The 26498-nt window shown below is 61.7% G+C and carries 31 protein-coding genes; 25 read left to right on the top strand and 6 right to left on the bottom strand.

The window, feature by feature from the left end:
• The 4 genes from CCR95_RS10705 to nifL form a co-directional block, all read right to left on the bottom strand.
• Nucleotides 1-171: NAD(P)-binding protein (locus CCR95_RS10705; RefSeq protein ID WP_242523176.1), on the bottom strand; the 171-nt coding region annotated here is incomplete at its 3' end.
• Between the two features lie 315 nt (nucleotides 172-486).
• On the bottom strand, nucleotides 487-1383 hold the full coding sequence (bchO, locus tag CCR95_RS10700) for an alpha/beta fold hydrolase BchO (RefSeq protein ID WP_201094200.1): 897 nt from the start codon (nucleotides 1381-1383) through the stop codon (nucleotides 487-489).
• Nucleotides 1384-1443: 60 nt separating this feature from the next.
• Nucleotides 1444-3030, bottom strand: a complete 1587-nt coding sequence (nifA, locus tag CCR95_RS10695; protein WP_201094199.1) for a nif-specific transcriptional activator NifA — start codon at nucleotides 3028-3030, stop codon at nucleotides 1444-1446.
• Between the two features lie 17 nt (nucleotides 3031-3047).
• The gene (gene nifL / locus CCR95_RS10690; RefSeq protein WP_201094198.1) at nucleotides 3048-4688 is read right to left on the bottom strand and encodes a nitrogen fixation negative regulator NifL; all 1641 of its coding nucleotides are present in this window, start codon (nucleotides 4686-4688) and stop codon (nucleotides 3048-3050) included.
• Nucleotides 4689-5156: 468 nt separating this feature from the next.
• Here nifL and rsxA point away from each other — a divergent pair, with 468 nt between their 5' ends.
• The 25 genes from rsxA to ccmI all read left to right on the top strand — a co-directional run bounded on the left by rsxA (nucleotide 5157) and on the right by ccmI (nucleotide 23761).
• A complete protein-coding gene (rsxA, locus tag CCR95_RS10685) occupies nucleotides 5157-5732 on the top strand; it encodes an electron transport complex subunit RsxA (RefSeq protein ID WP_201094197.1) in 576 nt (191 codons plus the stop codon).
• A 54-nt stretch (nucleotides 5733-5786) separates the two neighbouring features.
• A complete protein-coding gene (gene rsxB / locus CCR95_RS10680; protein WP_201094195.1) occupies nucleotides 5787-6317 on the top strand; it encodes an electron transport complex subunit RsxB in 531 nt (176 codons plus the stop codon).
• A gap of 5 nt (nucleotides 6318-6322) precedes the next feature.
• Nucleotides 6323-7846 carry an electron transport complex subunit RsxC gene (rsxC, locus tag CCR95_RS10675; protein ID WP_201094193.1) on the top strand — a complete coding sequence of 508 codons (1524 nt, stop codon included), beginning with the start codon at nucleotides 6323-6325 and terminating at the stop codon, nucleotides 7844-7846.
• Nucleotide 7847: 1 nt separating this feature from the next.
• Entirely contained in the window at nucleotides 7848-8939 is a 1092-nt protein-coding gene (locus tag CCR95_RS10670) for an RnfABCDGE type electron transport complex subunit D (protein ID WP_201094191.1), read from the top strand.
• A complete protein-coding gene (gene rsxG / locus CCR95_RS10665; protein WP_201094190.1) occupies nucleotides 8936-9598 on the top strand; it encodes an electron transport complex subunit RsxG in 663 nt (220 codons plus the stop codon). The genes CCR95_RS10670 and rsxG overlap by 4 nt, the downstream gene beginning before the upstream one ends.
• A 28-nt stretch (nucleotides 9599-9626) precedes the next feature.
• Nucleotides 9627-10328, top strand: a complete 702-nt coding sequence (locus tag CCR95_RS10660; protein ID WP_201094188.1) for an electron transport complex subunit E — start codon at nucleotides 9627-9629, stop codon at nucleotides 10326-10328.
• 24 nt (nucleotides 10329-10352) lie between these two features.
• A complete protein-coding gene (locus CCR95_RS10655; protein WP_201094185.1) occupies nucleotides 10353-10631 on the top strand; it encodes an RnfH family protein in 279 nt (92 codons plus the stop codon).
• A 290-nt stretch (nucleotides 10632-10921) separates the two neighbouring features.
• A complete protein-coding gene (locus tag CCR95_RS10650; RefSeq protein ID WP_201094184.1) occupies nucleotides 10922-11344 on the top strand; it encodes a YajD family HNH nuclease in 423 nt (140 codons plus the stop codon).
• Between the two features lie 170 nt (nucleotides 11345-11514).
• Complete coding sequence (gene rlmKL / locus CCR95_RS10645) at nucleotides 11515-13683, top strand: bifunctional 23S rRNA (guanine(2069)-N(7))-methyltransferase RlmK/23S rRNA (guanine(2445)-N(2))-methyltransferase RlmL (RefSeq protein ID WP_201094182.1); 2169 nt, start codon at nucleotides 11515-11517, stop codon at nucleotides 13681-13683.
• Nucleotides 13684-13818: 135 nt separating this feature from the next.
• Nucleotides 13819-14436, top strand: coding sequence for a cytochrome c biogenesis heme-transporting ATPase CcmA (gene ccmA / locus CCR95_RS10640; RefSeq protein WP_201094180.1), 618 nt, complete (start codon nucleotides 13819-13821; stop codon nucleotides 14434-14436).
• 6 nt (nucleotides 14437-14442) lie between these two features.
• Nucleotides 14443-15114, top strand: coding sequence for a heme exporter protein CcmB (gene ccmB / locus CCR95_RS10635; protein WP_201094178.1), 672 nt, complete (start codon nucleotides 14443-14445; stop codon nucleotides 15112-15114).
• A gap of 26 nt (nucleotides 15115-15140) precedes the next feature.
• Entirely contained in the window at nucleotides 15141-15398 is a 258-nt protein-coding gene (locus tag CCR95_RS10630) for a ribbon-helix-helix protein, CopG family (RefSeq protein ID WP_201094176.1), read from the top strand.
• A 126-nt stretch (nucleotides 15399-15524) separates the two neighbouring features.
• Nucleotides 15525-16283 carry a cytochrome c biogenesis protein CcsA gene (gene ccsA, locus CCR95_RS10625; protein WP_201094174.1) on the top strand — a complete coding sequence of 253 codons (759 nt, stop codon included), beginning with the start codon at nucleotides 15525-15527 and terminating at the stop codon, nucleotides 16281-16283.
• On the top strand, nucleotides 16280-16447 hold the full coding sequence (gene ccmD / locus CCR95_RS10620; protein WP_201094172.1) for a heme exporter protein CcmD: 168 nt from the start codon (nucleotides 16280-16282) through the stop codon (nucleotides 16445-16447). The genes ccsA and ccmD overlap by 4 nt, the downstream gene beginning before the upstream one ends.
• A gap of 6 nt (nucleotides 16448-16453) precedes the next feature.
• On the top strand, nucleotides 16454-16747 hold the full coding sequence (locus CCR95_RS10615; RefSeq protein WP_201094170.1) for a BrnT family toxin: 294 nt from the start codon (nucleotides 16454-16456) through the stop codon (nucleotides 16745-16747).
• A complete protein-coding gene (locus tag CCR95_RS10610; protein ID WP_201094167.1) occupies nucleotides 16744-16971 on the top strand; it encodes a hypothetical protein in 228 nt (75 codons plus the stop codon). The genes CCR95_RS10615 and CCR95_RS10610 overlap by 4 nt, the downstream gene beginning before the upstream one ends.
• 214 nt (nucleotides 16972-17185) lie before the next feature.
• A complete protein-coding gene (locus CCR95_RS10605; RefSeq protein ID WP_201094166.1) occupies nucleotides 17186-17548 on the top strand; it encodes a hypothetical protein in 363 nt (120 codons plus the stop codon).
• Between the two features lie 286 nt (nucleotides 17549-17834).
• On the top strand, nucleotides 17835-18083 hold the full coding sequence (locus CCR95_RS10600; RefSeq protein ID WP_201094165.1) for a hypothetical protein: 249 nt from the start codon (nucleotides 17835-17837) through the stop codon (nucleotides 18081-18083).
• A 129-nt stretch (nucleotides 18084-18212) separates the two neighbouring features.
• The gene (locus CCR95_RS10595; protein WP_201094164.1) at nucleotides 18213-18428 is read left to right on the top strand and encodes a type II toxin-antitoxin system HicB family antitoxin; all 216 of its coding nucleotides are present in this window, start codon (nucleotides 18213-18215) and stop codon (nucleotides 18426-18428) included.
• Entirely contained in the window at nucleotides 18425-18652 is a 228-nt protein-coding gene (locus tag CCR95_RS26335; RefSeq protein WP_201094163.1) for a type II toxin-antitoxin system HicA family toxin, read from the top strand. Before CCR95_RS10595 ends, CCR95_RS26335 begins: the two co-directional genes overlap by 4 nt.
• Before the next feature lie 169 nt (nucleotides 18653-18821).
• Nucleotides 18822-19295 carry a cytochrome c maturation protein CcmE gene (gene ccmE / locus CCR95_RS10585; protein WP_201094162.1) on the top strand — a complete coding sequence of 158 codons (474 nt, stop codon included), beginning with the start codon at nucleotides 18822-18824 and terminating at the stop codon, nucleotides 19293-19295.
• Nucleotides 19295-21286, top strand: a complete 1992-nt coding sequence (locus CCR95_RS10580; protein ID WP_201094161.1) for a heme lyase CcmF/NrfE family subunit — start codon at nucleotides 19295-19297, stop codon at nucleotides 21284-21286. Before ccmE ends, CCR95_RS10580 begins: the two co-directional genes overlap by 1 nt.
• The gene (locus tag CCR95_RS10575) at nucleotides 21283-21822 is read left to right on the top strand and encodes a DsbE family thiol:disulfide interchange protein (protein ID WP_201094160.1); all 540 of its coding nucleotides are present in this window, start codon (nucleotides 21283-21285) and stop codon (nucleotides 21820-21822) included. The genes CCR95_RS10580 and CCR95_RS10575 overlap by 4 nt, the downstream gene beginning before the upstream one ends.
• Nucleotides 21823-21904: 82 nt before the next feature.
• Nucleotides 21905-22396: a cytochrome c-type biogenesis protein gene (locus CCR95_RS10570; RefSeq protein ID WP_201094159.1), complete on the top strand. Its 492-nt coding sequence runs from the start codon at nucleotides 21905-21907 to the stop codon at nucleotides 22394-22396.
• Between the two features lie 6 nt (nucleotides 22397-22402).
• Nucleotides 22403-23761 (top strand): c-type cytochrome biogenesis protein CcmI, encoded by a 1359-nt coding sequence (gene ccmI, locus CCR95_RS10565; RefSeq protein WP_201094158.1) that lies wholly within the window; start codon nucleotides 22403-22405, stop codon nucleotides 23759-23761.
• A 5-nt stretch (nucleotides 23762-23766) separates the two neighbouring features.
• Here ccmI and CCR95_RS10560 read toward each other — a convergent pair whose 3' ends face one another.
• Entirely contained in the window at nucleotides 23767-24240 is a 474-nt protein-coding gene (locus tag CCR95_RS10560; RefSeq protein ID WP_201094157.1) for a YbhB/YbcL family Raf kinase inhibitor-like protein, read from the bottom strand.
• Between the two features lie 455 nt (nucleotides 24241-24695).
• Nucleotides 24696-25919: a group II intron reverse transcriptase/maturase gene (ltrA, locus tag CCR95_RS10555; RefSeq protein WP_242523175.1), complete on the bottom strand. Its 1224-nt coding sequence runs from the start codon at nucleotides 25917-25919 to the stop codon at nucleotides 24696-24698.
• Nucleotides 25920-26498: the final 579 nt, after the last annotated feature.

The raw sequence follows: 26498 nt of genomic DNA, 5'->3' as shown, positions 1-26498 counted from the left end.
GTCGAGACGTTCGAGGACGGTGACGCGATAGCCGCGCGCCCCAAGACGCACCGCGGCGGCCAGGCCGCCAAAGCCGCTGCCGATGACGACCGCGCGCGGTGGGGTCAAATCGGAATTCCTCTCGGGATGCTGGGAAGCCACGAGTGTCAAGTCTGCATTACCTGATTCCATGTCAATATAGGTTGACAGTATAGCAGGATCCTTGCCGGATTAGGCCCTGCATACAGGCCAAAGATTGACAGGAATCAGTCGCGGGGCATCTCGGTATCTTCAAAAACGCCCGGGACTGTCGAGTGGAAGTCCTAACCCGGATTTCTCACCGCAAAGACGCGAAGGCCGCAAAGGATTGAGTCAAGGATGTTTGGCCGAGGCTGGGTCGACCAGGAGACAAGCCGCATGGAAATCCTCAAGGCATTGTTTCCTTTGCGTTCTTCGTGCCTTTGTGGTGAATTCATGAAATATTCTGGCTAAAGGACCGCGACGCGGTCAGGATTGCTCGAAAAGCCCCAGACGCTTGGCGATCTGCCGAACGACCGCGGCGACTTCCGCCGGCTGCTCCTCATGGGCCAGATGCCCGAGACCGGGCAGGGTCATCAGTTCCGCGCTCGGCAAACGGTCGCGTACCCGGCATGCCTCGCGCGGCGAGACCGTCAGATCCCCCTCGCCCACCACCAGATACAAAGGCGTTTGCAGATGCGCCAGCCCCTGCTCGATGCGCGTGAGATCCCAATTGGCCATCATGGAGAGCGTGGCCCGGATATGCGATGGATAGCGGATCAAACGCTGGTAGAAATCGATGCCGCCCGGTGTCAGGGTCGAACCGGTACTCGCGACAAGACGCTCGATCTCGCGTCGATTGCCCGCGCGCCAGGCGAAAACACGCGACACCAGCGAGTTCCCCGCGAGCAACTTAGCCGCAGGCGAGAACACATGAGCAGGCAGACCGCGCCAGGGCATGAACGCACCGTTCAGGCTAATCAGACCGCGTGGCGCAATCCTGCCTTCCAGACAGAGTTGGAGCAAAATCGCCGCCCCCGCCGAATGCCCGAGCACCAAATCCGGGGTTACACCCAGCGTTTCGATCAAGTCGCCGATCGCCGCCGCCATGCCGGGCAGGGACATGCGTTCGTAGGATGGCGTCGTGGTGAAACCATGGCCAGGCAGATCCGGCGCAATCAACCTGAAGCGCTCGGCCAGCATGGGCGCGAAGTCACGCCAGGAATGCGTCGCGGCCCCCGTGCCATGGAGCAGCAGGAGCAATGGCCCCTCGCCCATCTGCTGGACATGCCAGCGCAGACCGCCCGCCGACACGAAATGACTGAACTCCCGGTTCGGCCAATCGCGACCGTCCTGTTCCCAGTTGGGGGTCTCATGCAGTGTCATGCAACATCCTGCTCTTTTCGTGAATCGCCGCCATCGAGCTCACCCTATCGTTAACGCGGTTTAAAACTGGCGCATGCGAATATTGAGCGTCTGGATCCGATAGGCGATCTGGCGCGGGGTCATGTTGAGCAGACGCGCGGCCTTGGCCTGGACCCAGCCGGCCTCTTCCAGCGCGGCGATGACCCGTTCGCGCTCGTCCAGATCGGGGTCGTTGAGATCGATCTGACTGGTTGTCGCGGCGACGGCGGATGGCTGGGAAAAATCCGCGCCCACGGCGCTCACGTCGATTCCGGTCAGATTGATGACATCCCGATCGATGATCCCCTGCTCGCTCATGACCGCGGCGCGCTCCATGCAGTTCTCTAGTTCGCGGACGTTGCCGGGCCAGTCGTAGCGCATCAGGACACGCAGCGCGCTGTCGGTGATTTCGAGTTCGCGGCCCTGCAGACGGGCGACCTTCTCGACCAGAAAACGCGCCAGATCCGGGACATCCTCGATGCGCTCGCGCAGCGCGGGCATGCGGATCGGCATGACGTTGAGGCGGTAATACAAATCCTCGCGGAACTCGCCAGCGCGCACGCCGGCTTCAAGATCGCGGTTGGTGGCGGCGATCACGCGCACGTCGACCTTCAGCGTCCGCCCGCCGCCGACTCGCTCGAACTCGCCTTCCTGCAGGACGCGCAGGAGTTTGGCCTGAAAGGCGGGCGAAATTTCGCCGATCTCGTCGAGAAAGAGCGTGCCGCCGTCGGCCTGCTCGAAGCGCCCTTTGCGCAGACTGACGGCACCGGTGAAGGCGCCTTTTTCGTGCCCGAACAGCTCGGACTCCAGCAGGTTATCCGGCAAAGCGGCGCAGTTGAGCTTGATGAAAGCGGCGCGCGCGCGCGGCGAGTTGTAATGAATGGCGTTGGCGATCAGCTCCTTGCCGGTCCCGGATTCGCCCCGGATCAGCACCGTGGTGTTCCATTTGGCGACCTGACGCACCTGATCGAAGACCAGGCGCATGCTGTTGGCGCGCCCGATGATGCTGTCGAACCCGTGGGCGCCCTTGACCTCGCGGCGCAGTTTGTCGCGCTCCTCGCGCAGCGCCTGCTGTTCGGCCTCGACGGTGCGGGCGAGACGGACCGCCTGCCCGATCAGGTTGGCGACCATTTCGAGAAAGCGCGAACGGTCCGCGAGCAGACCCTCGCCGGCAGGCGGCTGGGCGGCGAAGACGCCGATCGCGCCATCCTCGCCACAGCGAATCGGGACGCCGATAAAAGGAAGATTCTGATCGTAGAGGTTCAGACGATCCAGGAAATTCGGTTCGTCGGCCACCCGTGGCAGAATCCAGGGCGCGTTGGTGGAAAGGATGCGTCCGATCACGCCCTCGCCCGGCTGGTAGCTGATCTTTTCAAAGGGTTCGGCGTCCTTGTCGTGGATGGCGCTGATCAGGAGTTCGCCGCGCTCTTCGTCGAGCAGACAGACCAGTCCGTGACTCATACGCCCACACTCGTGCAGGACGCCGAGCACCTCGCGCAGCGTCTGGCGCAGATTCAACGAACGGCTCAGTACGCTGCTCACCTCGAACAGCGCGGCCAGTTGGGACTCCAGCAGGGCCAGGCGCAAGGCGTCTTCGGCACTGCCGAAATCGGTGACAGGAGAATTCATGGCTCGTTCTGGCAAGGTCATTCGTCCGGTAGCACAGCGGTCAGGGACACACGGATCAGACAGCCGTCGGTTTGCTCGGGATCGACCTCGATCGATCCGCCATGGGCGTTAGCGATTTCCTGGGCCAGCGCGAGCCCCATTCCGGCCCGGCCGCGACGGTTGCGCCAACCGATGAAAAAGGGCTCGAAGACCCGGTAGCGATCCTCGGAGGCGATGCCGGGACCATTGTCCTGAATCTCGATCTCCACGCTGTTATCCAAGCGACGGGTGCTCAGGCGCAGCTCGCGCTGCGGACGGCTGGATTCGCATAGCGCCTGAATGGCATTGTCGATCAGATGCTTGAACAGCGAGCGTAACTGATTCTGGTGGCCGGGCAGTTCGGGTAGGACGGAGGCCGGCTGCCAGTCCACCACGATGCCGGTCGCCAGCAGGCGTTCGGTTTCCAGTTCGAGCACCTGTCGCAACAGCGCGTTGACATTGACCATGACGCCGGCCTCGCGCGGTCCCTCGGGCAGGGCCGCGCTCAAGGTGGCCAGCGCGCGGGCGCCGGAGTCGCTGATCTGGTCGAGCATCCCCGCGAGGGTCTCCACGTTCCCCGCGCCGCTGCGCAGCATGCTGGCGGCGGCGTTGATGACATTGAGCGGCACCTGAATCTGATAGATGGCAGCGGCCAAGGCCTCGCGCATGCCGTGCATCAACTGCTGTTCGGCCAGGCTCGCACGCAGGTGTTCCAGTTGCGCGCGCTCGATCTCGCGGCGGCGTCCGGTGACCTCGTTGGCCAGCAGCAGCAAGCGGCGCTCGCCGGGCGCCTGTTGACCGAAATAGCTGCGCGCCGTGGGGTCGGACTCATCGACCGGCGTCCCCGAGCAAGAGAACCAGCGCGGTCCCTGATGCCCGCGGATGTCGATGCTGACCTCGACATTCTTGAAACCGCGACCGTCGAGACAGGCCGCGAAGGGGTCGCTGCCGAGCTGCTCGCCGATCGCCGCGCGCAGGACATCGACCGGTTCCTTGCCGCGCAGATCGCCCAACAGTTTCTTGTATTCCTGATTATCGAGGATGACCCGCCCCTCGCGGTCGAGCAGGACGACCAGCACGGGCGCGGCGTCCAGCACCGTCTCGATGCGCGCCTTCTGCTGGCGCAGCGCGCCTTCCAGCTCGTGCACCTTGGTCACGTCGCGGTGCATGCCGAGGAAATACTGGAGTCCGCCATCGCGCCCCAGCACCGGCGAGATGATCAGCTCCGCCAGGTAGTCGCCGCCCTGCTTGGTGCGGTTGACCAGGGTGCCGGTCCAGGTCTGTTTGCGCTCGATGGTCCGCCACAGATGCTCGTAGACCGTGGCCGGGGTTGCGTTATTGGACAGGATTGCCTCGTTCTGGCCCAGCACCTCGTCGCGGCTGTAACCGGTCAGGGCCTCGAAGGCGAGATTGGCATAGAGGATGGTCGCCCTGGCGTCGGTGATCGAGATGGCGATCGGCGATTGCTCGACCGCCTCGAAAAAGAGCCGTGGCGGCAGTGGATTCGACGAATTTCCGCACATCAGGGCCAGCGCCTCGACCAGCTCCGGCGGCGTGCCTTCAGGCGGCGTGGCGAGGAATTCACTCAGCGCGTTGATCACGGCCTGATGGACGGGCTCCGGGGCTTGTCGAACCGGCACGGCGTTCTCCTGATATTTTAAACCGCGTCCAGCGTGTCAGGCGCGGTTGCGGATGACTCCAGCCTCGCTGGTCGCCCACGATGCACGGCGGGACGCGGTTTAAAAGATGAAAATTTAGGCAAAAAACAAACTGGATGGTCTTTCCGTCGCGAGTGCTTGAGTGCCAGCGACGGAAAAAGACGCTGTGAGTTTTCCAACAATCGCACTGCACTGCAACAAAAATTCTGTTGCCGTCATGACAGGACGAAGTCGCGGGGAGATCGATTTCCGCCTCTGACATGAGCCGCGACTGGTCGTTCCAACCCGTCATCCCGTTCAATCAAGCCTTTGTTTCGACGAACTCCTAGCGCCCGCATCCTCACCGCGAAGGGTTGCCGGGCGGCGCGCGTGACACGCCTTTGGAAATCGATGGCATCACCTTTGCATTCCCTGACTCATCAAGTTTGACGCGCAGGGACATATTTCAAGATGGGCGAGTATCTCATGCTGATCCTCGGCACCGCACTGGTGAACAACGTGGTGCTGGTCAAGTTCCTCGGGCTCTGTGCCTTCATGGGGGTCTCCAGCAAGATCGACTCGGCGCTCGGCATGGGGCTTGCCACGACCTTTGTCCTGACCCTCGCCTCGGTCGCCGGCTGGCTTTTGGAGCATTTTCTGCTTGGCCCGCTCGATATCGGGTTTTTGCGGATCCTGACCTTCATCGTAGTGATCGCCGCCGTGGTGCAGTTCACCGAGATGGTGGTGAGGAAGATGTCGCCGACACTCTATCAGGTGCTGGGCATCTATCTGCCGCTCATCACCACCAACTGTGCCGTGCTCGGCGTCGCCCTGTTGAACGTCCAGGAAGATCATGGGTTTCTGGAAAGCGTGCTCTATGGATTTGGCTCGGCGCTCGGATTCACCCTGGTCATGATCCTGTTCGCCGGTCTGCGCGAGCGTCTGGCGTTGGTCCAGGTACCTGCCGCCTTCGCCGGAACACCCATCGCCTTCATCGTTGCTGGCCTGCTGTCGCTGGCCTTCATGGGCTTCGCGGGGTTGGCATGATGGCTCCCTGGGTAACCCCATGCTGAACACTGATCATCCGAGGGCATCGCGGATATGTTAGCCATCGCCAGTCTCACCACGCTCGGCCTGATCCTGGGCTGGTTGCTCGGCGTCGCCGGGCGTTATCTCAAGGTCGAGGGAAATCCCCTGACCGAAAAAGTGGCGGCCCTGATGCCTGGCTCGCAATGTGGTCAGTGCGGTTATCCGGGGTGCGGACCGGCGGCGGAGGCCATCGCCTCCGGCGCCGCGCCGATCACGCTCTGCCCGCCCGGCGGCCGCGCCCTGGCCGAGGAACTGGCGAGCCTGCTCGGGGTCGCGGTGGATCTCTCCGGGGTCGCGGAAAAACCGCCGATGATCGCGCACATCCACGAGAACCTCTGCGTGGGCTGCACCAAATGCTTCAAGCGCTGCCCGACCGACGCGATCATGGGCGCGAACAACATGATCCATAGCGTCTTCGCCGACGCCTGCATCGGCTGCGAGCTGTGCTTCGATGTCTGTCCGACCGAGTGTATCGAGATGCGCCCGATGACCGCGACACTCCAGACCTGGTTCTGGCCCAAGCCCTTGGCTCTGGCGGGATGAATGCGATGAAACTCTTCAAGATCCGCGGCGGCGTCCACCCGGACGATCGCAAGCAACTGGCGGCGGGGCAGGCCATCGAGACCCTGCCCCTGCCGGCCCTGCTGCACATCCCGCTCCAGCAGCATATCGGCGCGCCCGCCAGCCCGGCGGTGCGGCGCGGTCAGCGGGTCGCCAAGGGCGATCTGATCGCCCAAGGCCAAGGGATGATCTCCGCGCCAGTGCATGCGCCCACCTCGGGTCGCATCGTCGGGGTGGGCAGCTATCCGGCCCATCATGCCTCGGGGCTGTCGGTACCGACCGTCACCCTTCAGCCCGACGGCGAGGACCGCTGGTCGGACCAGATTCAGGGCGTCGCCGATCCCTTCGCGCTCGACCCCGACGAGATCGCCACGCGGGTGGGCACGGCCGGGATCGTCGGACTGGGCGGCGCGACCTTCCCTGCGGCGGTCAAGCTCAATCTGCGCAAGAAATACAAGCTCCATACCTTGGTCATCAACGGCGCCGAATGCGAGCCCTATCTCACCTGCGACGACCGGCTGATGCGCGAACAGACCGACGCGGTGATCGATGGCATCCGCATCATGGCCCACGCGCTGGGTGTCGCGCGGATCGTCATCGGCATCGAGAACAACAAGCCCGAGGCGCAGGCCGCGATGGCCATCGCCGCTTCGGCCCATCCGAATATACAGATCGCGCGCCTGCCGACCCGCTATCCGATGGGGTCGGAAAAACATCTGGTCCAGACCCTGACCGGACGCGAGACCCCGGCGCGCGGTCTAACGGCGGACATCGGCGTGGTGGTCCACAATCCCGCCACCGCCTTTGCCGTGCATGAGGCGCTGCGGTTTGGCTATCCGCTGGTTTCGCGAGTCGTCACCGTCAGCGGCGGCGCCATCTCCCGGCCGTGCAATCTGCGCGTCCCGCTGGGGACGCGGGTTCAGGATCTGCTCGATTACTGCGGCGGGTTCCGGGAGGAACCGGCGCGGCTGCTCAGCGGCGGCCCCATGATGGGTCAACCCCTGCCGAGTACCCGTGTCCCCATGGTCAAGGGCAGCAATGGCGTGCTGGCGTTGACGGCCGCCGAGACCAATCTGCGCGAACCCATGCCCTGCATCCGTTGCGGCAGTTGTGTGCTGGCGTGTCCCTGCGGATTGGTGCCGCTGGATCTGGCGGCGCACACCCGCGCCGGCGAATTGGAGGGAGCGGTCAGCCGAGGGTTGATGGACTGTATCGGTTGCGGCTCCTGCGCCTATGTCTGCCCAGCGCATATCCCGCTGGTGCAGTTCTTCAACTACGCCAAGGGCGAGATGGCCGCGCGCGGTCGCGCCAAGCAGAAACAGGCCGAGACCAAACGGCTGATCGAACAACGCACCGCGCGGATCGATGCGATCCAGCGGGCCAAACGCGAGGCCATGGCGGCGCGCAAGCGCGAGGCCGACGCCAAAAAGAAGGCGGCGGCGGCGAGCCTGTCCACGGACATGCCAACGCCCTTGCCGACCCCGGCGTCGGCGGTCGAAACGGAGGCATGAGATGAGTATCGAGACACCCGCGCCCAACGCCGGACCTTTCGCCCACGAGCGCGTCAGCATTTCCCGGACCATGGGACTGGTGATGCTGGCTTTATTGCCCGCCACCGTTTTTAGCTTCTGGCAATTCGGCTGGCCCGCGATCTATCTCTTCACGGTGACCCTGGTCACCGTCCTGCTTGCCGAGGCGGTCTGTCTGTGGATCGCCGGCAAACCGATCCGACCCTTTTTGCTCGACGGCTCGGCGGTGTTGACCGGCTGGTTGCTGGCGATGACCCTACCACCTTGGGCGCCCTGGTGGACCGGCGTGGTCGGCGGTCTGATCGCGATCGTCATCGCTAAACAGGTCTTCGGCGGCATCGGCCAGAACCTGTTCAATCCGGCGATGGTCGCGCGGGTCGCCTTGTTGATTTCCTTTCCGCTGGAACTGACCAGCTTCGTCAATCCCGCGCCGCTGTTCGCGGCCGGCAGCCCGGACTGGCCGCAAGGTCTGGCGATCACCTTTGGCGGACAGGCGACCGACGCCTTCTCCGGCGCCACCCTGCTGGGGCATGTGCGCACCGAGCTGGCACAGGGCCACGTTCTCTCGGAGATTCTGCCCGGCTTCTACACACCCATGACGGATGCAGTGGGTACGCTCTCCGGCAGCCTGGGCGAAGGCTCCGCGCTGCTGATCCTCTTTGGCGGGCTGTTCCTGCTCTACAAACGTATCCTCACCTGGCACATCCCGGTTGCGATGCTCGGCACGCTCGCGCTCGCCGCGACCCTGATGCACTTTGTCGATCCGGAGCACTACACAGGGCCGCTCTATCATCTGGTCTCGGGCGCGACCCTGCTCGGGGCCTTCTTCATCGCCACCGATCTGGTGACCTCGCCGGTTTCGCTCCGGGGCCAGATTATCTTCGGGGCGGGCTGCGGTTTGCTGGTCTATGTCATCCGCACCTGGACCGGCTACCCGGAGGGGGTCGCCTTCGCGGTGTTGCTGATGAACGCCTGTACCCCCTTGATCGATCATTATGTCCGCCCCCGCGTCTACGGTCGCGATCGCAAGGGCAGCCCCATCGAATACGCCGACGAGATTGAGGTCAGCCGATGAGCACACTGGCATGGTCCAACTTCCGCCAGGGCATCGGCTATCAGGGCCTGCTGCTTGGCGGCACCGTGGCGCTCGCCGCCACCCTGCTGGTCGTCGCCGATCGGGCGACGCGCGAGCCCATCGCCCAGCGCCAAGCCGAGGACATGAACGCATCGCTGGAGCAAGTCATTCCGTCGGCACTGCACGAGAACGACCTGCTGGCCAACACCCTCACCCTGAACGACGCCAGCGGAACCCCGACACTGGTCTATCGGGCGCTTGCCGAGGGACAAGTGACCGCAGTCGCCTTTCAGGTCACGGGCAACGGCTACGCCGGCGAGATCGCCGTCATCCTCGGCGTCGCGGCCGATGGCAAGGTCTTGGGCGCGCGCGTCCTCTCGCACAAGGAGACGCCAGGGCTCGGCGACAAGATCGAGATCGCCAAGGATGACTGGATCCTGGCCTTCGACGGACTCTCGCTCGGCAACCCACCGGCGGAACGCTGGGGCGTCAAAAAGGACGGCGGCGACTTCGATCAGTTCAGCGGGGCCACCATCACCCCGCGCGGCGTAGTCCGCGCGCTCAAGGGCGGGCTGGAATTCTTCGCCGCCCATCGCGACGAGTTCATCGCTCCACCCGCACTTCAAACCAGCGGCACCCCACTGACAACTGACAACTGACAACTGTCCCAAAAGACCGGCAGCCATCATGACAACAGCGACAGACAAAAAAGCAGGCATCCAATGGGGCCGAATTACACGCGACGGTCTCTGGTCCAATAACGTCGTCCTCAGCCAGAGTCTGGCGCTCTGTCCGACACTGGCCGTGACCGGGACCGCGACCAACGGACTCGGCATGGGGCTGGCGACCACGGCGGTCCTCCTGGTGTCCAATGTACTGATCTCGCTGATCCGCGATCTGGTCACGCCGGAGGTCCGGATTCCGGTCTATATCGTGGTGATCGCCACCCTGGTCACCCTGGTGGATCTCGGGCTCAACGCCTATGCCCACGAGTTGCATAAGGTGCTGGGGCTGTTCATCGCGCTGATCGTGGTCAATTGCGCCATCCTCGGCCGCGCCGAAGCCTTCGCCTCGAAAAACCCGGTATCGTCCGCCGCGCTCGACGGACTCATGATGGGACTTGGATTCACGGCCATCCTGGTGGTGCTCGGCGGCGTGCGCGAGATCGTCGGCAGCGGCACGCTGTTCGCGGGCGCCTCGCTGCTGCTCGGACAGGCGATGTCCTTCCTCGAACTCACCCTGATTCCGGACTATCGCGGCTTTCTGCTTGCCATCCTTCCCCCTGGCGGCTTCCTGGCCCTGGGCTTTCTGCTTGCCGGCAAGCGGGTCATCGATGCCCGCGCGGCGGAGGCCAAACGGCGTGAATCCTTGGCCTTGAAGACGGCTTAACCAAAATCGGAGGTCATCGATCCCATGCACATCGGCGTCGCCTACGCGGACAAATTCAAACAGACCTGGCTCAAACTCGACGTGCCGGACGACAGCACGGTACGGGCTGCGATCGAACGCTCCGGCCTGCTCAACCAGTTCCCGGACATCGACCTCGCGAGCAACAAGGTCGGCATCTTCGGCAAAATCGTCTCGCTCGACGCCCGCTTGAGCGACGGCAACCGGGTCGAGATCTACCGCCCCATCACCGCCGACCCGGAAACGGTCGAGCGACGCGACCGGGACACGGATGTAGAGGATTAGATCCCAACGCATCGATGCCAGCGGAGGAGCCGTGTCATCCCCCAGGGATTGCCGCGTACCACTCGGCAATCCCGATCGGACGCGCTAACATTCCGTCAGGATGTTGGATACAATCCGGCGTTCCGGATTCAGACTCCAACATCGTCATTCTCGGGAGCCATCGTCCCGCCCCTGCCCTGGATGGATCCTCGCCCAGTCGCTGAACTCTCCGGGCGCGCTTCCGCGATGTTCCCGAAGAACGGAACTGGCGCACCGTTGCGCGGACCGACTCCCTCATCGAGGATCCCAACATGGCCACGACCAACGGCCCACGCCACGGCAAAACCGGCAAACCCATCGACAGCGCCAAACTCGACCGCGTCGTCGCCGACGCGCGCAAGGCCGGCGAGGAGCGCGCGGCGGGTTATCGCGATCAGGCGCTCAAGCTCTATCCATGGGTCTGCGGGCGCTGCGCGCGGACTTTCACCCGCGAGAATCTGCGCGAACTGACGGTCCATCACAAGGATATGGACCACGATAACAATCCGCCCGACGGCAGCAACTGGGAATTGTTGTGTCTCTACTGCCACGACAACGAGCATCAGAAGTACGAGGAACATCTCGCCTCGCTGGCGGCCGGTCACGGCGGCGCACGCAGCAGCGGCGGAACCGGGAAACAGACGACCCACAATCCCTTCGAGGCGCTCGCGGGCCTGCTCAAGAAGAACGACTAGACCCGCGCGCCATGTCGTGTCGCCGGTCACTCGTACCGGCGATTCGCTCTGTGACGGCGCGGAGCGCCGAAGAGATCCGTGACACCGCAAAGCGGTGTCACGAGAAACCACTCAGCACTCGTCACTCACCACTATCCCGGCACCCGGCCCTCTGGAGTCCCCTCACCCGCATGTCCCCGCACCTTTTTTTCGCATCCGCCCCGAAACACATGGGCAGTCTGCTCGCCGAGGAACTCATCCGGCTCGGCATGCCCGACGCCACCGAGACACGCGGCGGCGCGCGTTTCTCGGGCAGCCTGGAAGACGGCTATCGGGCCTGTCTCTGGTCGCGGGTCGCCAATCGCATCCTGTTGCCCTTGGGTCAGTCTCCGGCCGCCGGGCCTGACGATCTCTACGCGGCGGCGGCGGATATTCATTGGGAGGACCATCTGACGCCGGAGCACACCTTCGCGGTCCAGTTCGACGGCGACCTGAAAGGCATCAATCATCCGCACTTCGCCGTGCTGCGGGTCAAGGATGCGATCGCCGACCACTTCATGAACCGGCTCGGGCGGCGTCCGAGCGTCGATCAGGACCATCCCGACCTGCGCATCCATGTCTACGCCCATCAGGAAACCGTCGGCATCAGTCTCGACCTGTCTGGCGACTCGCTGCATCTGCGCGGCTATCGGGACGAAGGCTCGGCGGCCCCGCTGAAGGAAAATCTCGCCGCCGCCCTGCTGCTGCGCGCCGGGTGGCCGGAGATTGCCGCCGCGGGCGGCGCGCTGCTCGATCCCATGTGCGGCTCGGGCACGCTCGTCATCGAGGGCGCACTGATCGCGGCGGACATCGCACCCGGACTGCTGCGCGAGCGCTTCGGCTTCCACGGCTGGACCCAGTTCGATGACGCGGTCTGGCAACGCCTGCTCAACGAGGCCCACATCCGTCGCGACGCCGGTTTAAAACGACTCGGCGCGCTGCGCGGTTACGACCAGAATCCCAACGCGATCCGCGCCTCCATCCACCACCTGGCGCGGGCCGGACTTGAGGGCCTGGCTCATTTCGAACGGCGCGAGTTGTCGGATTGCCGGCCCGGTCGAGTCGAGGACGAGGGGCTGGTGATCGTCAATCCGCCCTATGGCGAGCGGCTGGGGGAGGAAGACGAACTGCCGGCCCTCTATGCCCGTCTGGGCGCGGTCCTCAAGGATCGCTTTCTCGGCTGGCGCGCGGCGGTCTTCACCGGTACTCCGGATCTGGGCAAGTACATGGGTCTGCGCGCGGTACGGATGCACACGCTCTACAACGGCCCCATCGAATGCAAGCTCCTGCATTTTCAGGTCGAACCACAGTATTTCGTCACCAACCAGCCGCGCCCATTACCGCCAGAAGCGCGCAGTCCGAGCGCAGACATGCTCGCCAACCGGCTCAAAAAGAACCTCAAGGCACTGCGCAAATGGCAGCGCGACGAACAGATCGACTGTCTGCGCCTCTATGATGCCGATCTGCCCGAATACGCGCTCGCCGTGGACATCTACGCCGGCGAACAGCGCTGGGTGCAGGTGCAGGAATACGCCGCACCCGCCAGCATCGATCCCAAAAAGGCCCGCCACCGTCTGCGCGAGGCATTGGGTCTTATCCCGGAAGTCCTGGAAGTGCCCGGCGAGCAGGTCTACTTCAAGGTGCGCCAGCCTCAAAAGGGATCGAACCAGTACGAGCGTCTCGACGAGACCGGCCATTTTCACGAAGTCGCCGAGGGTGGGCATCGTTTCCTGGTCAATTTCGAGGATTATCTGGATACCGGTCTGTTCCTCGACCATCGCGACGTGCGCCGACTGATCGGCACGCTGGCGGCGGGCAAGCGTTTCCTGAATCTGTTCGGCTATACCGGCACGGCGACCGTCTATGCGGCCAGGGCGGGCGCCCTTTCAAGCACCACGGTGGACATGTCGAACACCTATCTCGACTGGGCACAGAGCAATCTGACCCTGAACGGGATCGATCTGGAGCAACACGAACTGGTCCAGGCCGACTGTCTGCGCTGGCTGGAGCGCACGGCTGGCCGACGGCGTTACGATCTGATTTTCCTCGATCCGCCGAGCTTTTCGACTTCCAAACGGATGTACGGCACGCTCGATATCCAGCGCGATCATGTGAGCCTGATCCATTCCACGCTGCGCCTGCTGGAGCCGGACGGTACGCTGATCTTCTCCAACAACCTGCGCCGTTTCCGCATCGATCTGGAGGGGCTGGCGGGGCTGGAAGTGACGGACATCAGCGCCGAGACTCTGCCGCGGGATTTTGCCCGGAATCCACGGATCCACAATTGCTGGAAGATTGCGCAGTTGTCGAAATCGCCCTGAGCGTTTATGGTTGGGCGTTCAACCGCGTGAGCCAGACGGCTCGCCCAATCATGGCAGCGGCGCTGCCGGCCCGTGTGCCGGCCTGCCCGCGTCAACGAATCGGATCCCGTCGCACAACATGGTCCAAGCTCAAACATGCTTGAGGTGACGAAGCTGGAATGCCGGCGCGGCGACCGGCGGCTGTTCTCCAACCTGGATTTCGCCCTCGGCACCGGCACCCTCCTGCATGTGCGCGGGCGTAACGGCAGCGGCAAGACGACCCTCCTGCGCACCCTCTGCGGACTCTTCACCCCGGATGCCGGCGACATCCGCTGGCAGGGCGAGTCCATCCGTCGCCTGGGCGAAGACTACCGGCGCGATCTGCTCTATTTCGGCCACCTGAACGGCATCAAGGGCGATCTGACCGGCATCGAAAACCTGGCGGTTGCCGCCACGCTCGATGGCGACGACGTGGACCGGCCCGCGATCTGGGCCGCGCTCGGGCGCATCGGGCTTGCCGGTTTCGAGGATCTCCCCACCCGCATGCTCTCCCAGGGCCAAAAAAAGCGCGTCGCGCTGGCCCGACTCATCCTGACCCGATCCAAACTCTGGGTGCTGGACGAACCCTTCACCGCGCTGGATGTCGATGCCGTAATCCTGCTCCAGAGCCTGATTTCGGCGCATGTCGAGGCGGGAGGACTGGCGGTTCTGACGACGCACCAGGAAGTGCCGCTGACCTCGGGTCAGGTCGAGCGCCTGGATCTGGGGAACTGAGTCGATATGCTGCGAGTCTTCTGGTGCATTCTCACGCGCGATCTGACGCTGGCGCTGCGCCGGCGCACGGACGTGCTGACCACGCTGTTTTTTTTCGTCATCGTGGTGAGCCTGTTTCCGCTCGGTGTCGGCACCGAACATCAGGTGCTGCGCATCCTCGGCCCCGGAGTGGTCTGGGTGGCGGCGCTGCTGGCCTCGATGCTGGCCCTGGAGCGCCTCTTCGCGGCGGACTACGAGGACGGTACGCTGGAGCAAATGTTGCTGACCGCCCAACCGCTGGCGCTGCTGGTACTGGCGAAGATCGCCGCCCACTGGCTCCTGACCGGGCTGCCGCTGGTGCTGATCGCCCCGCTGGTCGGCATGCAGTATCACCTCTCGGAGACCGCGATCGGCGTCATGATGCTCTCGCTCCTGCTCGGCACTCCGATCCTGAGCCTGATCGGCGCCATCGGCGCGGCGCTGACGCTCGGCCTGCGCGGCGGCGGAATCCTGTTGTCGCTGCTGATTCTGCCGCTTTATATTCCGGTGCTGGTCTATGGCGCGGGCGCGGTGGAGGTCAGTGTCATCGATTTGTCAGATACCATGCCGTATCTTACGTTGTTGGGGGCATTTCTGATGGTGGCACTGACTTTTGCCCCGGTGGCCTCGGCGGCGGCGTTGCGGATTTCCATTGAATAGTATTCTTTCAAGATCGGACCTAAATCATGGGCACAAGAACCGTCCGTCTCGACGATGAAGCCGAGAAAACGCTGGAGCGTCTGCGCAATCTCACCGGAATTTCCATCTCGGAAATCTTGAAGCGGGGCCTGAGCGCCTACGAGACTGAGGCGGTCACGCAGGCGCATCGCAAGCCATACGATATCTACTGCGAGCTTGATCTTGGTGAAGGTGGCTACGCAGTCGCTCCAGCGAGGGAATCCAAGCGCGCGGTTGCGGATGCGATTCGTCGGAAACAACCATAATGATTCTGGTCAATACTGGCTTCGCCACCGATCGGATTCAGCAGGGGCACCGTCAGGGCGCCTTCGAGCTACTTTCATAAAGCATCGCGCCAAACCTCGACTCCCCACTACCACTGGCTCTACTCAATGACCCTCAACTGGTTCAAATTCGCCTCTCCTCCCTCGTTCTATCCGATCGCCGGACGACTCATTCCCGTATTCTGGATTTTGACGGTCATCCTGCTTATCGTCGGTCTCTATTGGGGCTTCTTCGAGACGGTCGACCGGCTCGGCGGCAACAATCCGCAAAAAGAGTATTACCGCATCATCTTCATCCATGTCCCCTCGGCCTGGATGTCGATGTGGCTGTATGTCGTCATGGTCGGCTGGGCCGCGATCGGGCTGGTGTTCAACACCCGACTATCCTTCATGATGGCCAACGCGATCGCGCCGACCGGGGCCATCTTCACCTTCCTGGCGCTCTGGACCGGCGCCTTCTGGGGCCGCCCGAGCTGGGGCACCTATTGGGATTGGGATCCGCGCCTGACCTCCGAACTGGTGCTGTTCTTCATGTATATCGGTTACATGGCGCTGCATTCGGCCATCGACGATATCCGCCGCGCGGATCGCGCCTCGGCCCTGCTGGCGATTGTCGGGCTCATCATGGTGCCGGTCATCTTCTGGTCGATCAACTGTCCAGACCCGAACCAGTGCGCGGCGCTGCATCAGCGCTCCGGCCTAGGCCGCATGGACGGCAACATTTTGTTTGCGATGCTGACCATGACCCTGGCCTTCTGGATGTATTCCTTCGCCACCACCTTCATGCGTCTGCGCGGCATCATCCTGACGCGCGAAGCGGAGAGCGCCTGGGCGCGCGAACTCTTGACCGACGGAGATAAGACATGACCGACTTCTTCTCGCAAGGCGGCTATGCCTTTTTTGTCTGGGGCGCCTATGGCATGGTCGCGCTCCTGCTGCTGGCCGAAATCCTGCAACTTCGCGCGGAACGGCGAACCATTCTGTCTCGTCTGGGTCGATTGATTCGGATGCGTGGGGAGGGTGGGCGGTAGTTCAGTATGAAATTTGAATGGAATACAGAAAAAGAAAGGATAAACATTCAAAAGCATGGCATTACATTTGAGCAAGCATCCTATGTTTTTGCAGATCCTTTTGCATTAAACAAATATGATAATGAACATTCTTGCGATGAAGACAGATGGATCATGTTAGGCAAATCGTTGAACGAAACCGTCGTTGTTGTTGTCCATACCTTCATCGATAATGATGGCGTTGAGCGTGTGCGAATCATTAGTGCTCGGAAAGCGACTAATCGCGAAAATGACACATATCAGAGTAGGCGACCAAAATGAAAGATGAGTATGACTTTACCGACGCTGAACAGGGAAAATTTTATAGGCCATTAGAGGAGTTAGACATACCTATCTATTTAGATAAAGAAATAAAAGAGTTTTTTTTTGATAAAATGAGTAAGTCAGACATTACTTATTCTTTAAGCGAGACAGTCAACTCTCTTCTAAAAAAGGATATTGAAATATCAAATCAATTAACAAGGCAAAGCACAACAAACGGCTAAAGAGCGGCCCCCTACAGACGGCGCCTTGCTAATTTTTTAAATCTCGTGTCAGCCGATGCCGCTTTATTCGGTAAGCCCGGCGGGGCAAACCCGGGACAGACCACGTTTTTCCCATTCCTAACTAACAGTGAATAAACGTGATCTGTCCCTGAATTCCCGTCTAGTACCATAATTACGATTTCTGTCTAACTCACTGTAGCCCAACACCAATCGCTTGAGAAAAAAAGATAATGGAGAACTGACAGTGACTCGTGAGGATATGATTCACAAATTGGAACAAGCCGCGCCGATCATTACGCAGGTAACGGGAACCATGGACATGGGCTTTGAGTTCTCTGCGGTTGTTCCTGATGGAGTGATATATGCCGAACCCGGAATGCTATTGAACTATTCAGGTGGTCAATGGCCACCGTCTGAGTGGGAGGAAACTGGGGAAAAAGAATATAAAAAGCTGCTGACGGATTTTTTGCTCGATGAGGAATGGATGGTAAAGAGTTGGGGAGACTTGAGCGACAAAGAACTTGGGCAATGGTTTGAAGATGTAAATAACGTTCAATCACCTAACGAAGACAAATGAAGCACTCGTAGCAAAAAACTGGATCGAAAAAATTAGTGTATTTGGATGCAAATAGAAGAAAAAAGACAGTGCTAACAAGGCAAATCCAGCCGACGCGACAAAGGCACCCGCGGCGGATTTGCGACGTTAAGATAAACCCGGGACAGACCACGTTTTCCCTTTTCCTGACTATTAGCGAATAAACGTAGTCTGTCCCTGAATTTCGTACAGGCAGGTTCTTGCGGGTCATCTACGTACCCGATCCAGAACCAGATAGCGTCTTCGTGATCACAGCCTATGAACTGACATGCAAGCCGTTGACAGCATTCAAACGCAGACACCGGAGAAAACCTCGATGAAACAAAATCCTTTTCCTCCAGGCTGGGACAGCAACCGAGTCGCCAAGGTTCTAGCGCACTACGAACCCCAGACTGAAGACGAAGCGCTTTTCGAAGACGAGGCCGCCTTTGAAACGGAAGGACAAACAATGATGGAAGTGCCCACAGTGCTTGTGCCGGCGGTCAGGGAACTTCTAGCAAAACACAACGCAGCGTAAACCTAAACAAGCGCTTTAAGAGCGGACCCCGCAAACGGCGCGGCGATTAATCTGCAAAGGCGTGCCAGCAGGCCGCTCAACCTATTCGTTTGCCTTACCCAAAGATCAAGCACGAAACCAGAGTATCGTATGAAACGAGAATTTAACGTTGTTATCGAACGCGATACAGAAGGTTATCTGATTGCATCCGTTCCTGCTCTTCCTGGATGCCATACGCAAGCCAAATCCCTCGATGCCTTAATGGAACGTATCCGCGAAGCGATTGAGCTATACCTCGAAGTACAAGAAAATGAAGTTGAACCGCTCGATTTTATTGGTATCCAAAGAATTACCGTGGCTGCATGAACAAGTTGCCATCGCTCACCGGCAAGCAAGTTGTCGATGCTTTGATCCGGGTAGGGTTTCGGATAATTAGAATCAAGGGAAGCCATCATTTTATGCGGCATGCAGACGGACGGACGACCGTTATTCCCGTGCACGCCGGGGAGTCGATTGGACCGGGCTTGATCGCGAAGATCCTTCGGGATTGCGAGATGTCTAGAGAGCAATTTCAATCGCTGATTGGCTAACAAGTCGCTTACACGAAACCGCAGGTAGAAGAGGTCTTGAATATTCAGCCAATAGGCCCACTGGCAAACGCTTATCAAGTCAAACTGGCATCATGTTGCCCGCACTTGCGCTCCTGCAGATCACCCGTTGAACTATAGATAGTCCTCACTCAAACCACTGGCACTGACCATGAAAGCAAGACAAAAAAGACTCGTCTTCGTGGGCCTGGCGATCCTCGGGATCGGCACGGCCTCGGCCCTGGCCCTGACCGCGCTGAAAAGCAATATCTCGTATTTCTTCAGTCCCTCGCAGGTGCTCGCGAACGAGGCACCGCCGGATCATGTCTTCCGGCTCGGCGGACTGGTCACGAAAGGGACGCTCGCGCGCCAGCAGGACGGTCTAACGGTGCACTTCGATGTGACGGACAACGCCGAGACGGTCAAGGTCGCCTATACCGGCATCCTGCCCGATCTCTTTAGCGAAGGCACCGGCGTCGTGGCCAAGGGGAAACTTGGGGCCGACGGGGTGTTCTACGCCGACGAGGTACTGGCCAAGCACGACGAGGAATATGTGCCACCCGAGGTTGCGAGCACGCTCCAGACGGCTCATGCCGAGGGCGTCGTCGAAGCCGCCTCCGCCCCGGCGTCCGGAGCAACCAACTGATGGTGCCTGAACTCGGTCATTTCGCGCTGATCCTGGCTCTGATGCTGGCACTGGTCCAGGCGAGCGTGCCATTGCTGGGGACTTTTTCCGGCAATCGCGCCTGGATGGAGCTTGCCCGCCCGCTCGCCTGGGGTCAGTTGACCTTTATCGGGATCAGCTTCCTCTGTCTGCTGCAAGCCTTTCTGATCGACGATTTCTCGGTCATCTATGTGGCGACCAACTCCAATTCGCTGATGCCGACCGCCTACAAGGTCTCGGCCATCTGGGGCGCTCATGAAGGCTCGCTGCTGCTCTGGGTGCTGATGCTGGCCGGCTGGGGCGCGGCGGTCGCCGCCTTCAGCAAAAACCTACCGCTCCCGATGATTGCGCGGGTCATCTCGGTGCAGGGCATGGTCGCGATCGGTTTTCTGCTGTTCATGGTGCTGACCTCGAATCCCTTCGACCGCATTTTTCCGGTGCCGCTCGAAGGCCGCGATCTCAATCCGCTGTTGCAGGATCCGGGTCTGGCGATCCATCCGCCCATGCTCTACATGGGCTATGTCGGCTTCTCGGTCGCCTTTGCCTTCGCAATCGCGGCCCTGATCGGCGGCAAGCTGGATTCGGCCTGGGCGCGCTGGTCGCGGCCCTGGACGACGGCCGCCTGGATCTTCCTGACCATCGGGGTCGCGCTCGGCTCCTGGTGGGCCTATTACGAACTCGGCTGGGGCGGCTGGTGGTTCTGGGATCCGGTCGAAAATGCCTCCTTCATGCCCTGGCTGGTCGGGACCGCGCTCATGCATTCGCTCGCGGTCACCGAGAAACGCGCGGCCTTTAAAAACTGGACCGTACTGCTGGCGATCTCGGCCTTTTCGCTCTCGCTTCTGGGCACCTTCCTGGTCCGCTCCGGGGTGCTGACCTCGGTCCATGCCTTCGCGACCGATCCGACACGCGGCACCTTCATCCTGATCTTCCTGTGCATCGTCATCGGCGGCTCGCTGGCGCTCTATGCCTGGCGCGCGCCCGCGATCTCCGGCGGCGGGCGTTTCGATCTGGTCTCGCGCGAGACCTTTCTGCTGATCAATAACCTGCTGCTCGCCACGCTGGCGGTGCTGGTGTTGTTCGGCACGCTCGCGCCGCTGATCTACGATGCCGCTGGCTGGGGCAAGATCTCGGTCGGTTTCCCCTGGTTCAACAAGATGTTCGTGTTCTTGTCGCCGCTGCTGATTTTAGCAATGGGCATCGGTCCGCTGACGCACTGGAAACACGACGAACCGAAGCGGTTGCTCGGCTCCCTCTGGCTGGCATTCGCGCTCGGCATCCTGACTCTGATCGCGACCGCGTCGCCACTCTTCCCGACGAGTCATCTCGCGGTCGGATTCGGGCTCGGCATGGCCGTCTGGCTGGTCGCGACCCATCTCATCAGCCTGTTCGACCGGCTCCGGCATCGGGGCTGGCTCAAGGGTCTGGCGGCCGACCTCGGCGGCAACAGCCGCAGCTATTACGGCATGTGGCTGGCCCATCTCGGCGTCGCGGTCTTTATTGTTGGGGTTACCATGGTCTCCAATCAGGGCACTGAGACGGATATCCGCATGTCGCCCGGCGGGGTTCACGAGGACGCGGGGCATCGCTTCCAGTTCAACGGCGTCGAGATGGTCAAGGGTCCGAATTACGATGCCTTCCGGGGCGAGTTTGTCGTCTATCAAGGCGAACGGGAGATCACCCGGCTCTATCCCGAAAAGCGCAAGTATTTCTCGGGCGGCATGCCGATGACCGAGGCAGGGATCGACGCCGGTTTCCTGCGCGACATCTATATCTCGCTCGGCGAACCGATCGGCGTGTCCGGCGACTGGGCCTTGCGGGTTTACTACAAACCCTATGTCCGCTGGATCTGGCTCGGCTGCATCCTGATGGCCTTGGGGGGCGTTCTGGCCATCACCGACCGGCGTTATCGCACCGTTCCAGCGCGTACGCGATCACAGCTACCGTCCGCGCTTGAGGCTGTTGAAGCATGAACAAATCCGCGTCACGCGCACTCATCCCGCTGGGCATCTTCCTCGTTCTGGCCGCCCTGCTTTTTTATGGATTGCGACTGGATCCCCGCAAGGTTCCGTCGCCGTTGGTCGACAAACCGGCGCCGTCCTTCGCGCTCCAGTCGCTGAAGGATCCGAGCCAGACGCTAACGAAGGACATTCTGCTCGGCAAGGTTTCGCTGGTAAACGTCTGGGCCTCCTGGTGTCCGTCCTGCCGTCAGGAACACGGCGAACTGATGCGGATCGCCCGCGAGAACGATGTGCAGGTGATCGGCTTCAACTGGAAGGACACCCGACCGGAAGCCTTGCAGATGCTGCGTCAGTATGGCGACCCCTACTCGACCACCCTCTTCGATCCCGACAACCAAGCTGGAATCGACTGGGGCGTCTATGGCGCTCCCGAAACCTTCGTGGTGGATGGCGAGGGAATCATTCGTCACAAGCGAATCGGCCCCATCGACCGTGCCGTCTGGGAGTCTGAAATCCTTCCCGTTGTCGAACAATACCGCGCTAAATAACCTCTCTCCCGGCTGGGAATGAGGGCTTAGAGACAAGGCAATGTCTTGTCTCTACAGGGGGCGGGAAAAACCTGGACCAATCATGATATCCATTGACAGTAAACATCTTTTTTCGAGCGTGCTGCTGGCCGGTGCGCTCGCGTTCGGCGCGGCGCACGCCTATACGCTGGAAGAATTCACCTTCGACGACCCGGCCCGAACCGATGAGTTTCGCGACCTGATCGGCGAGCTGCGCTGTCTGGTGTGCCAGAACGAATCGCTGGCCGGCTCGCAGGCCGGCGTCGCGCAGGATCTTCGCAAGGAGGTCTATCGGATGATGCAGGAGGGCCAGAGCCGGCAGGAGGTCGTGGACTTTCTGGTGGCCCGCTATGGCGATTTCGTGCTCTACGAACCGCCCATTAAACCGTCCACCTATATCCTCTGGTTCGGCCCCTTCATCCTGGTCGGCGTCGGCGGCTTTCTGCTGTTTCGGACCCTGCAACGGAAAAAGGCCGAGCCCGAAGAGGATCTCAGCGAGGCCGACCGCGCCCGCCTTCAGCAACTTCTCGCCAAGACCGGCGACCACCAGGATTAGGGCCTCATGATGATTTTCTGGATACTTGCCGCCGGTCTGATCGGTCTGGCGCTGTCGTTCATCCTTCTGCCGCTCGCGCGCCCGGAGACCTCCAGCGACGCGCCGGAGCAGGACGCGCTCAATCTCGAGGTCTTCAACCAGCGTCTGCGGGAACTGGATGCCGATCTTGGAGCCGGTTTTCTCGACCAGGATCAGTACGCCGCCGCCCGCCGCGATCTGGAGCGCGACCTCCTGCGCGATGTCGACGGCGATGGCACCGTCTCTTCCGCCAGCAAGCCGACCTCGGCGCTGGGGCGCTGGGGGCTGGCCACGATCCTGACCCTCGCCGTGCCGTCCGCCGCCGTGCTGATGTATCTGCAACTCGGCGACCTGGAGATTGCCCCCCGCTTGGAGGCCGCCGCCAGCGGACAGCCGCACCCGGTCGACGGAGCGGACGGTCAGGACGCGCCCTCCATGGAGGTACTGGTCGAGCGGCTGGAAGCACGCATGCAGGAAAATCCGGCGAATCTCGAAGGCTGGCTGATGCTCGGACGAACCTATTTTGCCATGGACCAAAGGGACCAGGGACTCGCGGCCATCTCCAAAGCCTATGAACTTGCATCGAATCAGACCGAGGTGATGCTCGCCTACGCCGAGGCGCTCGCCGCCGCCAGCGACACCAAGAGTCTGGAGGGAAAACCGGCCGAGCTGATCGGAGCCGCGCTGCAACAGGAGCCCGCCAACCCCAATGCGCGCTGGCTGGACGGGATGATTTCCTACCAGCGCGGTCAGTACCAGGCCGCCGCCGTCGCCTGGCAAAAGATCCTCGACGAACTGGAGCCGGGCAGCGAGGAGGCCAACAATCTGCGCCAGATGGTCGATGAAGCCAACAGCCGCGCCGGACAGCCTGAAACGGCGTCGACGCCGGTCATGGGCGCGCCCGCAACCGCGCCGGCACCAGTGACAGATGAGTCGCCGTCACTGGCGCCATCCGACTCGGTCCCGGCAAGCGTCCCCGCCACCCCGGAGCCAGCGGCCGGCGCCAGTCTCGCCGTCGAAGTGACCCTGGATCCTAACATCGCCGCCCAGGTCGGGCCGGACCAGACCGTGTTCGTCTTCGCGCGCGCCGCCGCCGGTCCGCCCATGCCGCTCGCCGCGCTGCGCCTGCGGGTCAAGGATCTACCCCGGTCGGTCACCCTGGACGACAGCCTGGCGATGAACCCGGCGATGCGTCTCTCGGCCTTCCCCGAGGTCATCGTCGGCGCCCGCATTTCGCGGAGCGGACAGGCCACGCCGCAAGCGGGCGATCTCGAAGGCGAGATCGGGCCGATTCAACTGGATGGAACCAGTCAAGTCTCGGTCAGGATCGATCGCGTGCGTCCGTAAGAAACCTACTTTTCGTAGGTTCCCACCAATTCGGCATGGGCGAGGATGTGCTCGTCCATCGCCAGCAGCAGGTCGTCCTTGCCTGGATTGCCAAGTTCGGGCGGCAAGCGGATATCCAGCGCGTAGAGCCGATGGAAATAGCGGTGTCGTCCGATGGGTGGGCAGGGGCCGCCATAGCCGATGCGACCCCAACTGTTGATGCCTTCGCCAGTCCCCTCCGGCAGGTTATCGGACGCAACGCCCTCTGGCAGCCCCGAACAGGTCGCGGGAAGGTTATAGAGCACCCAATGGTCCCAGACCATGCGCGGGGCGGCGGGATCGGGCGCATCCGGATCGTCAACGATCAGAACCAGACTCTCGGTGCCGATGGGCAGGTTGTTCCAGCTCAAAGGCGGCGATATATCCTCGCCATCGCAGGTAAAACGGCTTGGAATCGGATCGCCGTCGACAAATGCATCGGAGTTGAGAACCAGTGCCATCTTTTACCCTCCAGGGATCTGCTAACGTTACAGACGACATCAACAGTTTCGTATGCGAGGTCGATGCCAGCATGAAACGACATCGCCCTCAATATTCTACTGATAGCTGTGCGTCCTTTGGCGGCCGATTGGCCGCCATTTTTTTGCCCTTAAAGTGACGATTCTGCAAGCAGGGATGCGCAACCCATGGGGACTTCCGGCCTACCTGACGGCGAGACTCCCATCCCCCGGTGAATCGCCTGTTGTTACCCGCGTATCAACCAAACTGCCATGGATTGTTGTCCGAACCGATCGAACTGTGGCCGACAGATGAATATTGCTCACCGCCTACTCCGCTATAGTCATCGAACATGATCACCGGACGATCGGATCGGGCTGACGGGATTGCGCCCGTCAGCCCTCCCACACCACCGGACATGCGGTTTTCCGCATCCGGCGGTTGGACCCAGCCACCATTAAGCGGCGGCGAGGTCTGATGGAACCCACAATCCATAGCGGCGGAGGATGCGGTTGCACAGCGCATGCTGTAACGTCGGCGATCGCGCGATGCGCCACGCGCCTTTGCGGCTGCTTGCCAGCTTCAACGCCCGCCCTGTCATCCCCAGTCGTTTTAGGGCGTTGTGTCGTCCTGGGCGATTATGCCAGCGCAGCCAAAAGCACTTGCGCATATGGCGACGCACCCAGCCATCCAGGCGGGCGAGTGCCTTCGGTGCGTCGGCGAGGCGAAAATAGTTCCACCAGCCGCGCACGTAGCGCTGCCACTGCTGGACCAGCTCCTTGCTGGTCAGGCTCTGTCGTGCATCCCAGAGTCGGCGCACCGCGTCCTTGTAGCGCGCGATGCTCTTGGGCGCGATCCCGATTCGGCCGTCTTCCAAGAGCCGGAAACCCAACATCTGGCGTTCCCAAGGACGCCCCCAGCCGCTTTTCTCGCGGTTCACGGGGAGTTTCAGATGCGCTTCGATCCATGCCACGAGGCTGTTCAGAACGCGCTCGGCACTGCGCGCGCTACCCACGAACACCGTCATATCATCGGCGTAGCGACAGAACGCGAGCCCACGTCGTTCCAGTTCTCGGTCCAGCGGGGTCAGGTAGAGATTCGCCAGCAACGGACTCAGTGGCCCGCCTTGCGGCGTGCCGTCCAGGCGTACCTCGACCTCACCGTGACGCAGCCTACCCGCCCGCAAATAGCGCCCGATCAGGTTCAGCACCCGCGGGTCGCCGATCTGCTCGCGCAACTGGTATAACAAGCGGTCGTGGTTGACGTGATCGAAAAAAGCTTTTAGATCAATATCAACCATCCAGGTCTTCCCGTCCAACAGGTACCCGCGTGCCGCGCGGACGGCATCGTGGGCCGAGCGTCCGGGACGAAACCCGAAACTGCTGTCGCTGAACAGCGGCTCGAACATCGGTGTCAGAACCTGTTGGATGGCCTGTTGCAGCCATCGATCCTGCACCGTGGGAATGCCGAGGACACGGACCCCGCCTTGCGGCTTGGGGATCTCCACGCCTCGCACCGGACTCGGTTCATCGCGCCCATCCAGGAGCCTCGCCGTGATCCGGTCGCTGTGTCGGTCAAGATGCTCCGCCAATGCCTTGACGCCCATCCCGTCCACCCCAGGCGCACCACCGTTGGCTTTCACCTGTCGGTAGGCGGCCTGGAGATTCTCCTCCGTGAGCATCATCTCCATCAAACGCTCATTCAGCACTGTCATGATTCCACTCTCCATGACGATCCCCTTGCCGTCCCCGTGCTGGCCTTCCGGTGATCCACANTCAGGCCCGAGATCTCCCCGGGTAAGGTGCCAAGACTGTCGGCCCGTGCCGTCAAGCTCTACCGGATGCGTCTTTCGGTGACGGTTGGATTTCGCGGTCCCTAGCACGCTCATCGCCCGCATCCGGCCTCACTGCTTGTTCGTGTTCCTACGGTCGTGCCTTTGATCCACGCTTCTTTCAGCTTGGCCTCGCGGCGTCCGCCTTGCGCTTCACTACGGTTGTCGTCACTCTCTCCGGCGACCTCTTTGCAGGTCGCAAGTCTTGGCCCATGCCGGGCACACTAGGGGCGGGTTTCAAACCCGCCCCCTAGCCAAGGTTATGTTTGGATATCAGGTGCGAAGGCTATAGTAAAGATCCTTGACCCAACGCAATCGTCGCGGAATTGCACCGACATACCGCCAGTGCGACATCTCGGTTACAGTATAATTTCGGTTCTTCGAACGATCAGCCGAAAGGGCGCACCAACGCCCTGCATTCCACTCAAG

The organism is Thiocystis minor, from assembly GCF_016653465.1.
In the GTDB taxonomy this organism is placed as follows: Bacteria; Pseudomonadota; Gammaproteobacteria; order Chromatiales; family Chromatiaceae; genus Chromatium; species Chromatium minus.
This window is presented reverse-complemented; position numbering and strand designations above follow the sequence as displayed.

Coding starts and splice junctions, on each gene's coding strand:
- bchO (WP_201094200.1), bottom strand. CDS start 1,383: ATGACACTGCATGAGACCCCCAACTGGGAACAGGACGGTCGCGATTGG.
- nifA (WP_201094199.1), bottom strand. CDS start 3,030: ATGAATTCTCCTGTCACCGATTTCGGCAGTGCCGAAGACGCCTTGCGC.
- rsxA (WP_201094197.1), top strand. CDS start 5,157: ATGGGCGAGTATCTCATGCTGATCCTCGGCACCGCACTGGTGAACAAC.
- rsxB (WP_201094195.1), top strand. CDS start 5,787: ATGTTAGCCATCGCCAGTCTCACCACGCTCGGCCTGATCCTGGGCTGG.
- rsxC (WP_201094193.1), top strand. CDS start 6,323: ATGAAACTCTTCAAGATCCGCGGCGGCGTCCACCCGGACGATCGCAAG.
- CCR95_RS10670 (WP_201094191.1), top strand. CDS start 7,848: ATGAGTATCGAGACACCCGCGCCCAACGCCGGACCTTTCGCCCACGAG.
- rsxG (WP_201094190.1), top strand. CDS start 8,936: ATGAGCACACTGGCATGGTCCAACTTCCGCCAGGGCATCGGCTATCAG.
- CCR95_RS10660 (WP_201094188.1), top strand. CDS start 9,627: ATGACAACAGCGACAGACAAAAAAGCAGGCATCCAATGGGGCCGAATT.
- CCR95_RS10655 (WP_201094185.1), top strand. CDS start 10,353: ATGCACATCGGCGTCGCCTACGCGGACAAATTCAAACAGACCTGGCTC.
- CCR95_RS10650 (WP_201094184.1), top strand. CDS start 10,922: ATGGCCACGACCAACGGCCCACGCCACGGCAAAACCGGCAAACCCATC.
- rlmKL (WP_201094182.1), top strand. CDS start 11,515: ATGTCCCCGCACCTTTTTTTCGCATCCGCCCCGAAACACATGGGCAGT.
- ccmA (WP_201094180.1), top strand. CDS start 13,819: ATGCTTGAGGTGACGAAGCTGGAATGCCGGCGCGGCGACCGGCGGCTG.
- ccmB (WP_201094178.1), top strand. CDS start 14,443: ATGCTGCGAGTCTTCTGGTGCATTCTCACGCGCGATCTGACGCTGGCG.
- CCR95_RS10630 (WP_201094176.1), top strand. CDS start 15,141: ATGGGCACAAGAACCGTCCGTCTCGACGATGAAGCCGAGAAAACGCTG.
- ccsA (WP_201094174.1), top strand. CDS start 15,525: ATGACCCTCAACTGGTTCAAATTCGCCTCTCCTCCCTCGTTCTATCCG.
- ccmD (WP_201094172.1), top strand. CDS start 16,280: ATGACCGACTTCTTCTCGCAAGGCGGCTATGCCTTTTTTGTCTGGGGC.
- CCR95_RS10615 (WP_201094170.1), top strand. CDS start 16,454: ATGAAATTTGAATGGAATACAGAAAAAGAAAGGATAAACATTCAAAAG.
- CCR95_RS10610 (WP_201094167.1), top strand. CDS start 16,744: ATGAAAGATGAGTATGACTTTACCGACGCTGAACAGGGAAAATTTTAT.
- CCR95_RS10600 (WP_201094165.1), top strand. CDS start 17,835: ATGCAAGCCGTTGACAGCATTCAAACGCAGACACCGGAGAAAACCTCG.
- CCR95_RS10595 (WP_201094164.1), top strand. CDS start 18,213: ATGAAACGAGAATTTAACGTTGTTATCGAACGCGATACAGAAGGTTAT.
- CCR95_RS26335 (WP_201094163.1), top strand. CDS start 18,425: ATGAACAAGTTGCCATCGCTCACCGGCAAGCAAGTTGTCGATGCTTTG.
- ccmE (WP_201094162.1), top strand. CDS start 18,822: ATGAAAGCAAGACAAAAAAGACTCGTCTTCGTGGGCCTGGCGATCCTC.
- CCR95_RS10580 (WP_201094161.1), top strand. CDS start 19,295: ATGGTGCCTGAACTCGGTCATTTCGCGCTGATCCTGGCTCTGATGCTG.
- CCR95_RS10575 (WP_201094160.1), top strand. CDS start 21,283: ATGAACAAATCCGCGTCACGCGCACTCATCCCGCTGGGCATCTTCCTC.
- CCR95_RS10570 (WP_201094159.1), top strand. CDS start 21,905: ATGATATCCATTGACAGTAAACATCTTTTTTCGAGCGTGCTGCTGGCC.
- ccmI (WP_201094158.1), top strand. CDS start 22,403: ATGATGATTTTCTGGATACTTGCCGCCGGTCTGATCGGTCTGGCGCTG.
- CCR95_RS10560 (WP_201094157.1), bottom strand. CDS start 24,240: ATGGCACTGGTTCTCAACTCCGATGCATTTGTCGACGGCGATCCGATT.
- ltrA (WP_242523175.1), bottom strand. CDS start 25,919: ATGCTCACGGAGGAGAATCTCCAGGCCGCCTACCGACAGGTGAAAGCC.